Genomic DNA, 10,733 nt, shown 5'->3' with positions numbered 1-10,733 from the left:
TGGAGCCGCGCACGTGCGCGAGCCGGCCGCCCGCTCCCGCGAGCCACGCCGAGCCCGCGCCATGGGTGGCCACCGCCTCCCACGTCGCGCTCGTGTCGAGCACGGTCCGCGACGTCCAGGCGTTTCCGACGCAGACGCCCTCGTCCACGGCCTTGGGCATATCGCAGTCGTTGTCCAGCCGGTCGCACACCTCGGCGCCGCCGATGAAGCGCGAGGTGTCGTTGCATTCGTCGGCGTCCTTCGTGGACTTCGCGCCCGGCGGCATGTCGCAGGACACGCCCACGCTCGTACCGAAGCGCCCGTCACCGTCCTGATCCACGAACCACTCCAGGGGCGACTGCGTGGCGATGCACACGGCCGTCGTGGCGTCATCGGCGCACTGGCGCGTACCCGCGCACCCGAGCTCCGTCTCGCAGGCCGTCCCAGGCCGGAACTCATCGTCCGCCGTGCCGTCGCAGTCCTCGTCCACCCCGTCGCAGCGCGGCTCCGGCTGTCCCGGGTGGATGGTCTTGTCCGCGTCGTGGCAGTCCCCGGCCTCGGCCACCGAGCCCGAGGGCGGCATGCAGCCCCGCACCACCTGAAGGGCGTTGCCGTAGCCGTCTCCGTCCGCGTCCACGTAGTAGCCGCGTTTGTCGGTGGCGTCGTTCTCGTTGCCGGAGCAGTTGCTGTCCCTGCCGTCGCACGTCTCCGGGGCGCCGGGGTACACCTTCGCGTCCTCGTCGTCGCAGTCCGTGCCCTTGCCGGGTGCTCGCGCCGAGACGAACCCGTCCCCGTCGAGATCCTGCGCGCGCAGATCCAGGTACACCACCGTGGCGCCCGTCTGGGGCACCTCGATGGACTGCGAGCTGGTGGCCACCTCGGGCCCCGAGCACGAGGCCTCGCGCGCGCTCGCCGTCACCCGCAGGTTGCGGCTCCAGTCCGCCTTGCGGAACACCGCCACCGTCTTGTCGTCGCTGCGCCGCGACTCCACGGGCAGCTCCTGCGTCTCGGTGCGGCTCGCGTCCGCCTCGTCCAGTACGGTCACCGTCAGACACCCGGGACGGAACGACGCGTAGAAGAGTTCCACGCGCACGGCCCCCTGTCCGGAGTCGGTCCCCCGACTGCAACCGGCCAGTGCCAAGATTCCTACCGTCACCAGGAATAAACGCATTGCTCGTGCATTCCCGGGCGCATCGCGCCCGTCGTGAAAGCCATCGTCCGCTTCACCATTAGCCCGAGGTGCGATGCAGCGTCTAGACAGGCACCTTCCCATGGCTGGACCTCAAAGTGTCCGCTATATGGTCACCTCCTGTCGCTCGCCCCCCGGATGGCCCCCTTCGCACGCGCATGACCTTCATCCGATCCGCTTTTGCCGTCCCCATGTGTGCCTGGCTCGCCCTTTGTGCGCCTGACGTGCGTGCGCAGGAGCAGCAGCCGGCGTCCCCTTCCCCCCCCCCGACGCAGGAGCCGCTGACGCTGGAGCGGGCGGTGTCGCTCGCGGCCGAGCAGAACGAGGGCGTGCTGTCGGCCCAGGCCCGCGCCGAGGCCGCTGGGGCCCGCGTGGGCCGCGCCCGCGCCTTCTTCCTCCCGAGGGTGAGCGCCACGGGCACCTATACCCGCCGCACGCAGGAGCTGACGCGGCAGGTGGGCGAAGAAGAGGTGGTGCAGCAGCGCCTGAACGGCCTGGGAGGAACGGCCGTCGCCCGGATCACCCTCTTCGACGCGCGCGGCTTCCCGCTCTACCAGGCGGCGAAGCGCGACAGCGAGGCGTCGGAGCAGGACGCGGTGGAGACCCGCCGTCAGGTGGGCTTCCAGGCCGCCAATGCCTTCCTCTCCACGCTGGGCTCTCAGCAGGTGGTCGAGGCCTCCGAGCGCCGGCTCGCCCTGGCACGCCAGTCGCTCGAGGAAGCGCGTGCCCGGGCGCAGGCGGGGCTGGCGAGCACGAATGACGTGACGCGTGCGGAGCTGGATGTGGCCAGCGCGGAGGCGCAGCTCGCCGAATCGGTGGGCCAGGCCCAGACGAGCCGCCTGGAGCTGGGCTACCTCCTGGTGACGACGGTGGAGGGTCCACTGGCCGCGCCCGAGCAACTGCTCACCGAGGCCTCGCGCCCCGTGGACTCCTTCATGGGACTGGCCGACAAGGCCGAGGAGCGCCGCCCGGACATCCTCTCCGCGAAGCTGCGGGTGCAGGCGCAGGAGGCCAGCGCGCGCGAGCCCCTGGCCCGCCTGTTCCCCTCGCTTGGGGCCAGCGCCCAGTACCGCTACACGAACGAGGCGGGCCTCACCGGCCGGACGAGCGACATCTTCTTCACGGTGGATCTCTCCTGGACGCTCTTCGACGGTGGCGAGCGCTACGCGGAGCGCCGGGAGCGGTTGGCCCTGGCTCGGGCGTTGGAGCTGGACACACAGGCGCGGGTGCGTCGGGTGGACGTGGCGGTGGAGCGCGCGCGGGTGTCACTGCGCACCTTCCAGGCCGCGTTGGATCGGAGCGAGGTGGCCTTCAAGGCCGCCCGCCAGAACGCGGAGGAGACGAGCATCCTGTATCGCCAGGGACTCGTCTCGGCGTTGGCCTTGAGTGATGCGCAGGTGAGGCAGTTCGAGGCCGAGGTGGCGCTTGCCCGGGCTCGCTATGCATTGGGGTCCTCGCTGCTGGAGCTGCGGGCCGCCGTGGGACTCGATCCGCTGGGGAAGGAGCCGTAAGTGAAGATTCATGTCATGGCACTGGCGCTGAGCGTCGCGCTCGCCCTGGGGTCGGGGTGTGGGAAGCAGGCGGATGGGGCTGCTGCGGGCAAGGGAGGCGCTGGCGCTCCCGGGGCCCAGGGGGGTGGCAAGGGCGGAGGCCCTGGCGGCCGAGGGCCCCTCCAGTTCCCCGTGGAGGTCGCGGCGGTGGAGTCGCGCGACGTGGAGTATGTCGTCTCGGCGGTGGGCTCGGTGGAGGCTTTCGAGCAGGTGCAGATCACCGCGCGCGTGGCGGGCGTGGTGGAGCAGGTGCGCTTCATGGAAGGCCAGACGGTGAAGAAGGGCGAGGTGCTCGCGGAGATCGAGCCCACGCGCTACAGCATCGCGGTGCGCTCGGCGCAGGCGGCGCTGGAGAAGGCGCAGGCGTCGAAGGAGGAGGCGCAGGCGTCGGCCGGGCGGCGTACGGCGGCCAACGAGGTGAAGCCGGGCCTGCTGCCGGCCGAGCAGCTCGACACGGCCGAGGCGCGGGCGCGCACCGCCGCGGCGGACGCGAGCGCGGCGAAGGCGGCGCTGGATCAGGCCGAGCTGAACCTGCGGGACGCGTACGTGAAGGCGCCCATGGAGGGCGTGTTGCAGACGCGCACGGTGCAGACGGGGCAGTACGTGCAGCCGGGCACGGTGATGGCCACGCTGCTGCGGAGGGATCCGCTGCTGCTGCGCTTCACCGTCCCCGAGTCGGACGTGGCGCGGCTGAAGCCGGGCATGCCGGCGCGCTTCACGGTGCGCTCGGACGGGCGCTCGTACACGGGCCGCATCAGCTACGTGGCCGACGCGGCGGATCCAGCGAGCCGCATGGTGAAGGTGACGGCGGAGGTGAGCGGCGCGGAGGCTAAGGCGCTGCGACCGGGGGCCTTCGCCACGGTGACGGTGCCGGTGGAGACGGCCAAGGGGGCTCCGGTCATTCCCCAGACGGCGGTGCGCCCCAGCGAGCGCGGCTTCCTGGCCTTCGTGGTGCAGGACGGCTAGGCGCGCGAGCGCGTGGTGGAGCTCGGGTTGCGCACGGCGGACGGGCTGGTGGAGGTGCGCGAGGGACTCAAGCCCGGCGAGCAGCTGGTGGTGCGCGGTGGCGAGGCGCTCAAGGACGGTGCCGCGGTGCGCATCGCCGAGGGCCCCAAGCCCACCTTCACGGGTGAGCCGCGCCAGGAGCCGGACGCGAACAACGGAGGGGCCGTTCGATGAACATCACCGAGGTCTGCATCAAGAAGCCCGTCTTCGCGTGGATGTTGATGGCGGCCACCATCGTCTTCGGACTGGTGGCGGCGCAGCGCATCGGCATCAGCCAGTTCCCGGACGTGGACTACCCCGTCATCGGCATCAACGTGAGCTGGGAGGGGGCCTCGCCGGAGGCGGTGGAGAACGACATCATCGAGCCGCTCGAGGAAGCGGCGATGCAGGTGGAGGGCGTCAAGACCATCACCTCCAGCGCGCGCCAGGGCGGCGGTAGCATCTCCGTGGAGTTGGATCTGTCACGCAACGTGGATCAGGCGCTCCAAGACGTGCAGTCCAAGGTGAGCCAGGCGCAGAACCGCCTGCCGAGGGACATCGATCCGCCGGTCATCTCCAAGAGCAACCCGGAGGATCAGCCCATCATGTGGCTGGGCGTGTCCGGGCCCTTCTCACGGCAGCTCATCTCCGACTTCACGCGCTACCGGGTGAAGGAGGTGCTCCAGACGGTGCCGGGCGTGGGCGAGGTGACCCTGGGCGGCTCGCTGGAGCGCAACGTGCGCATCTGGGTGGACGCGGAGAAGCTGGACGCGCGCGGGCTCACCGTCGCGGACGTCACCAACGCGCTTCGGAGCGAGCACGTGGAGCTGCCCGCTGGCCGCATCGAGACGGAGGGCCGCGAGGTCAACGTCCGTGTCATGGGCGAGGCGTTGGATCTGGAGACACTTCGCCACCTGGTGGTGCGCGAGGGCAACGGCTCGCCTGTCTACCTGTCCGACGTGGCGCTGGTGGAAGACGGCTTCGAGGACTTGCGCCGCATGGCCCGCGTCAACGGCGAGCCCGCGCAGGGACTCGGCATCCGCAAGCAGCGCGGCGCCAACGCGGTGGCCGTGGCCCAAGGGGTGCGCGCCAAAGTGGCCGAGATTCAGAAGACCGCGCCCGAGGGCATGGAGGTGGGCGTCAACTTCGACTCCACCCGATTCATCGAGGAGAGCGTCCACGAGATCGAGTTCGAGCTGCTGCTGGCCTGCATCCTGACGGCGCTGGTGTGCTGGGCGTTCCTCGGCTCGCTCTCCAGCACGCTCAACGTGATCCTCGCCATCCCCATGTCGCTGCTGGGCACGGTGGCGGTCATCTACTTCCTGGGTTTCACCCTCAACACCTTCACCCTGCTGGGCCTATCCCTGGCGGTGGGCATCGTGGTGGATGACGCCATCATGGTGATGGAGAACATCTTCCGGCACTCGGAAGAGGGGAAGGAGCGGGTGCGCGCGGCGCGCGAGGGCACGCACGAGATCACCTTCGCGGCCCTGGCGGCCACGCTGGCGGTGGTGGCCATCTTCCTCCCCGTCATCTTCATGAAGGGGATCATCGGCAAGTTCTTCCTCCAGTTCGGCGTGACGCTGTGCGTGGCGGTGCTGCTGTCCTACGTGGAGGCCATCACCCTGGCGCCGGCGCGGTGCGCGCAGCTCCTCAAGACGGGTCGCGAGGGCCGCAGCAAGGTGGGCCTCCTCGTGGACCGGGGCTTCACCTGGATGGAGCACCAGTACGGCAAGGTGCTGGCGCGGGGGCTGAGGCGGCCCTGGTGGGTGCTGGGCGGCGCCCTGGCGCTGATGGCGTTGTCCGGCTTCGCCTTCAAGAGCCTGTCGAGCGAGTTCGTCCCCTCGCAGGATCAGAGTCGCATCATGATCCGGCTCCAGACGGCGGTGGGCAGCACCGTGGAGGAGACGGATCGACTCTTCCTGAAGGCCGAGGCGTTCCTGCGCACCCGGCCCGAGGTGACGCGCATGTTCGCGGTGGTGGGCGGCGGTGGCGGCGGGGTGAACGGCGGCATGTTGATGGTGACCCTGGTGCCGCCGGATCAGCGCATGCCGCAGTCCGAGTTCAACCAGTTGCTGCGCAAGGAGCTCAACTCGTACCCGGGCCTGCGCGCGGTGGTGATGGACCTGTCGCAGAGCGGTTTCACCGCCTCGCGCGGCTTCCCGGTGGAGTTCAGCGTGCGCGGCTCGGACTGGGAGCGGCTCATCGAGTCCAGCACGAACATGCGCGAGCAGCTCCAGGCGAGCGGCAAGGTGGTGGACGTGGACACGGACTACCAGCTCGGCATGCCGGAGCTGCGGATCACCCCGGACCGGGCGCGTGCCGCGGATCTGGGCGTGTCCATGGAGACGGTGGGTACCACCCTCAATGCCCTGGTGGGCGGGGTGCGCGTGGGCAAGTACAGCACGGGCGGGCGCCGCATCGACGTGCGGCTGCGCCTGCTGAAGGATCAGCGCTCGCGGCCGGAGGATCTGTCGATGCTGAAGGTGAGCACGGGCACGGGCGAGCTGGTGCCGCTGTCCGCGCTGGTGAAGCAGGAGGAGCGTCCGGCGCTTCAGGCCATTACCCGCAAGGATCGCGAGCGCGCCATCAGCATCTTCGCCAACGTGGCCCCCGGCGCCACCCAGCAGGAGGCGCTGGAGACGGTGGAGAAGCTGGCCAAGGACCTGCCGGGCGGCACCCGCGTGGTGTTCGGCGGCTCCAGCGTGGCCTTCCAGGAGTCCATGGGCAGCCTCCTCTTCGCCCTCCTCCTGGGCATCGGGGTGGCGTACATGGTGCTCGCCTCGCAGTTCAACTCGTTCATGCACCCCGTGACGGTGCTCACCATCCTCCCGCTGTCGGTGGCGGGGGCGGCGTTCGCGATGGCGGCCACGGGCACGACGCTCAACATCTTCAGCATGATCGGCCTGCTGCTGCTGATGGGCATCGTGAAGAAGAACTCCATCATCCTGGTGGACTACGCGCTCCAGCAACGCGAGCAGGGCGCGAACGCGGTGGAGGCCATGCAGCGGGCGGGGCCGGTGCGCCTGCGGCCCATCCTCATGACGACGCTGGCCACGATGATGGCGGCGGTGCCGGCGGTGCTGGCGCTGGGTGCTGGCAGCGAGACGCGCCGGCCCATGTCCGTGGCCGTGCTGGGAGGCCTGTCCGTCTCCACCGTGCTCAGCCTGTTGGTGGTGCCCGCCTTCTACGTGGTGGCGGATCGGATGATGACCCGGTGGAGCAAGCTGCGCGGCCAGGGCTCCGACGAGCACGGCTCGGGCTCCGGGGGACAGGGCCCCTCGCTCCCCGGGGGCGACAAGCCCCGGCTCGCCGGGAGTTGACGCCGTGGATTCGCGGGCCCCTCGTGGATTTCTGAGGGGTCCGCGTCTCCCGCCACGTGTGAAGTCGCGGGTTTGACGATCGGCCGGCGGCTTGCAACGCACCCCCCGCGCTTTTTCCTCAAGGGGGTTGTGCATGCGTCATGCGGTGTTGTTCGGAGCCCTGCTGGCCGTGGGCCTGTTGTCCGCACCCAGGGCCGAGGCCTGCGGCGGTTTCTTCTGTGCCCAGACGCCTATTGATCAGGCCGGGGAGCGCATCGTCTTCGGCGTCAGCGGCAACGCGGTCGAGGCCCACATCCAGATTCAATACCAGGGCGACGCGAGGAAGTTCGCCTGGGTGGTGCCAGTCCAGGCGAGGCCCAAGCCGCTGGAAATTGGCTCGGCGCAGCTCTTCACCTACCTGGATCAGGTGACGCAGCCGCGGTTCCAACTCCAGTGGGACGACTCGTGCAGTCCCCTGTTCGGCTTGCCGAGGGGCGGGGACGTGGCGGACAGTGCTCCCCCGGAGGCTGGGGCCGGGGGCGTGGTGGTGGTGTCGCGAGAGGACGTGGGGCCCTATGACGCGGTGACCCTCACCGCGGACGACGCGGTGGAGCTGCGCACCTGGCTCACCACCAACGGCTACGACATCCCCGAGTCGACGGGGAAGGCGCTCGAGCCGTACGTGGGCAACGGCTACTACTTCATCGCCCTCAAGCTCCAGCAGGACAAGGGAGTGGGGGACCTGAAGCCCCTGGTGGTGAAGTTCGAGGGCAACCGGCCCTGCATCCCCATCCGGCTCACGGCGATCGCGGCGCGCCCGGACATGCCGATCATCGCCTACGTGCTGGCGCAGAAGCGCGCCGTGCCGGTGAACTACCGGCATGTGCTCATCAACCCCACGCGGGTGGACTGGCTGTCGGGGGGGCGCAACTACCCGCAGGTGGCCACGGCGGCGGTGGACGAGGCCGGCGGTCGCGCCTTCCTCACCGAGTTCGCCGGGAGCGCGACGAGCTTCGGGCAGAACTTCACGCAGTTCTTCGGCCGCAACTACAACACCGCCGCGCTCGCGACCTACACGCACCCGGTGGACTTCGCCAACGCGATGATGGCCCAGGGCTTCCTGGGCGACAGCTCGGTGCAGGGGTTGCTGCGCAGGTTCATCCCCATGCCGGCGTCGCTCGTGCAGCAGGGCGTGCAAGAGGTACAGTTCTACAACAACTTGAGCTACTACCGGTCCTCCATCGACTCGGATCCGGGGCGGGCGCCCTTCGACGCGCAGGGCTTCGCGAAGGAGCTGGAGGCGCAGGTGGTGCAGCCGATGAAGTCGGCCGCTGCGCTGCTCAACGCCTACCCGTACCTCACGCGCCTGTACACCACCATGTCCGCCGAGGAGATGACGGTGGACCCGGACTTCGACTTCAACACGGACGCGCCGGACGTCTCCAACGTCTTCACCGCCAAGGCCCACTTCGAGTCCTGCCAGCAGGACTTCACGAAGCGCGAGGTGCGCATCGAGCTGCCGGATGGGCGCTACTTCTTCACGCGCCTCAACCAGCCCATCAACCAGGGCCCCAACGCGGAGCGGGTGGAGCAGTACAGCGAAGTGGGCGCACCGGCCATCCTGAAGGACAACAGCCCGCTCATCCTGGGCGTCATCCAGGAGCTGGGTGGAGGCAGGGTGGGCGGTTGCGGCTGCGGGGCCACGGATGCGGGCTCGGCGGCGATGCTGGCCCTGCTGTTCGGTGCATGGAGCCTGCGCCGTCGCCGCAACTGAGGTGTGACCACGACGCTGGGATGAGGGTCTTTCCATGAAGCCGTTCCGTTTCCCTACGATTCTTCTCACGTCCCTGGGCCTGTGCCTTCCCGTGCTCTCGGGCTGCGGCGATGACGGCTGCGGGCCGGAGCACGTCTGCACCTGGGCGGGCACCGGTCAGGCCGCCTTCAACGGCGATGACCTTGCTCGGGAGGCCACCGCCCTCTACTGGCCCATGGACGTCACCTTCGGACCGGATGGTCGGGCCTACGTGATGGACTGGAACAACCACCGCGTGCGCCGCGTGGAGGCCGACGGGAAGATGACCACGGTCATCGGCACGCCCACCATCGGAGACGGACCGGAGGACTTGAGCGATCTGCGGGCCGAGGGCGCGCTCGGGACGACGGTCAACCTCAACCACCCCACGGGTCTCACCTTCCTGCCGGACGGCACGGGGCTGCTGGTGGCCTGGCACAATCACAAGCTGCGCACGTGGGACCCCAGCACGGGCCGCGTGCGCGTGCTGTGCGGCGCGGGGCCGGGCTTCCGGGGGGACGGCGGGCAGGTGGGGGCGGCGCTGATGGATCAGCCCAAGAGCGCCGCGGTGGCGACGGACGGCACGGTGTATGTGCTGGATCAGCGCAACCAGCGAGTGCGGAGCATCGCTCCGGACGGCACGGTGCAGACGGTGGTGGGCACGGGGGAGAAGGGGTACGGCGGAGACGGAGGCCCCGCGCTCGCGGCGAAGCTGTCCTTCCCCACGGGAGGCAACCCGCAGCCCGGGGGCGCGGTGGTGCTGGATGGGAAGGGGACGCTCTACGTCGCGGACACGGACAACCACCGGGTGCGCGCGGTGGACCTGGCCACGGGGGTCATCCGCACGGTGGTGGGCACCGGCACCGTGGGCCCGAGCGTCTCCGAGGCGGCCGCGCTGGAGGCGACGCTCAACGCCCCGAGGGACCTGGCGATGGACGCGAAGGGGCGGCTGTACATCGCGGACACGGACAACCACGTGGTGCGCCGGTTGGAGCCGGAGACGGGCCGGTTGCGCACGGTGGTGGGGACGGGGACGCGTGGCTTCACGGGGGATGGGGAGGCGCCGGAGGAGGCGCAGTTGGCCCGTCCCTTTGGCATCGAGCTGGATTCGGAAGGCAACCTCTTCATCGCGGACACCTACAACCACCGCATTCGCCGCGTGCCGGCGGAGGCCCTGAAATGAAAACGACCTACGTTCTGCCGCTGCTCGTCCTCGCGCTGTCGGGTTGTGGCGCGGAGGACGCCTGTCCGAAGACGTCGGGCACGATCTGCAACTACATGGGGACGGGCTTCGCGGGGCTCGGCGCCGAGGGCCAGCCCCGGCTGGAGACGCCGCTGTACCTGCCGCAGGACGTCACCGTGGGCCCGGACGGGCGGCCCTGGGTGATGGACTGGAACAACCACCGCGTGCGCGTGGTGAAGCAGGACGACACGGTGGAGACGGTGATCGGCACCGGCGAGCTCGGTGATGCCACGGAGCACCATGCGCACCACCTCGGCCTCAACCACCCCACGCACATCTCCTTCGATCCCCAGGGCCGGCTCATCTTGAGCGCCTGGCACAACTCGAAGGTGATGCGGATGGACGTGGGCACGGGGGCGATGGAGACGATCGCCGGGACGGGCAAGCGCTCGTTCGGAGGGGACGGAGGGCCGGCGGTGGCGGCGATCCTGGATCTGCCGGTGGCCACGGTCTTCGGGCCGGACGGCTCGATGTACATCGCGGACCAGGCGAACCAGCGGGTGCGGCGCGTGGACACCCGGGGCATCATCACCACCGTGGTGGGCACGGGCGAGGCGGGCTTCGGTGGAGACGAGGGTCCGGCGCTTGGGGCGAAGATTCAGGGGCCGGCGGGGCAGGCGGCCTCGCCGTCCGGGAAGATCGCCATGGACGCGCAGGGCAACCTCTACATCGCGGACTCGGGGAACCAGCGGGT

The 10,733-nt window shown here is 70.0% G+C and carries 5 protein-coding genes and 2 pseudogenes; 6 read left to right on the top strand and 1 reads right to left on the bottom strand.

The features are described from left to right. On the bottom strand, positions 1–1,072 hold a 1,072-nt coding region (locus VF794_RS36650), incomplete at its 3' end, for a putative metal-binding motif-containing protein (RefSeq protein ID WP_331117812.1). A 254-nt stretch (positions 1,073–1,326) separates the two neighbouring features. Here VF794_RS36650 and VF794_RS36645 point away from each other — a divergent pair. From VF794_RS36645 to VF794_RS36620, 6 genes and pseudogenes are all read left to right on the top strand, one after another. Then, positions 1,327–2,679: a TolC family protein gene (locus VF794_RS36645; RefSeq protein WP_414641007.1), complete on the top strand. Its 1,353-nt coding sequence runs from the start codon at positions 1,327–1,329 to the stop codon at positions 2,677–2,679. A gap of 15 nt (positions 2,680–2,694) precedes the next feature. Next, positions 2,695–3,897: pseudogene (locus VF794_RS36640) on the top strand (efflux RND transporter periplasmic adaptor subunit). Further along, positions 3,894–7,025, top strand: a complete 3,132-nt coding sequence (locus tag VF794_RS36635) for an efflux RND transporter permease subunit (RefSeq protein ID WP_331117808.1) — start codon at positions 3,894–3,896, stop codon at positions 7,023–7,025. The pseudogene VF794_RS36640 and the gene VF794_RS36635 overlap by 4 nt, the downstream one beginning before the upstream one ends. Positions 7,026–7,158: 133 nt before the next feature. Then, entirely contained in the window at positions 7,159–8,778 is a 1,620-nt protein-coding gene (locus tag VF794_RS36630) for a DUF2330 domain-containing protein (protein ID WP_331117806.1), read from the top strand. Between the two features lie 34 nt (positions 8,779–8,812). Beyond that, positions 8,813–9,979 (top strand): hypothetical protein, encoded by a 1,167-nt coding sequence (locus tag VF794_RS36625; protein ID WP_331117804.1) that lies wholly within the window; start codon positions 8,813–8,815, stop codon positions 9,977–9,979. Beyond that, positions 9,976–10,733 (top strand): annotated as a pseudogene (locus tag VF794_RS36620) (hypothetical protein); the annotation flags it as partial. The gene VF794_RS36625 and the pseudogene VF794_RS36620, both read left to right, overlap by 4 nt.

Source organism: Archangium sp. (assembly GCF_036389735.1).
Lineage (GTDB): Bacteria > Myxococcota > Myxococcia > Myxococcales > Myxococcaceae > Archangium.
Note: the sequence above shows the minus strand (reverse complement) of the source record. Positions and strands in the feature narration are given on the sequence as shown.

What these genes read in the sequence shown, in the direction of transcription:
- VF794_RS36645 (WP_414641007.1), top strand. Translation starts at nt 1,327, where the DNA reads ATGACCTTCATCCGATCCGCTTTTGCCGTCCCCATGTGTGCCTGGCTC.
- VF794_RS36635 (WP_331117808.1), top strand. Translation starts at nt 3,894, where the DNA reads ATGAACATCACCGAGGTCTGCATCAAGAAGCCCGTCTTCGCGTGGATG.
- VF794_RS36630 (WP_331117806.1), top strand. Translation starts at nt 7,159, where the DNA reads ATGCGTCATGCGGTGTTGTTCGGAGCCCTGCTGGCCGTGGGCCTGTTG.
- VF794_RS36625 (WP_331117804.1), top strand. Translation starts at nt 8,813, where the DNA reads ATGAAGCCGTTCCGTTTCCCTACGATTCTTCTCACGTCCCTGGGCCTG.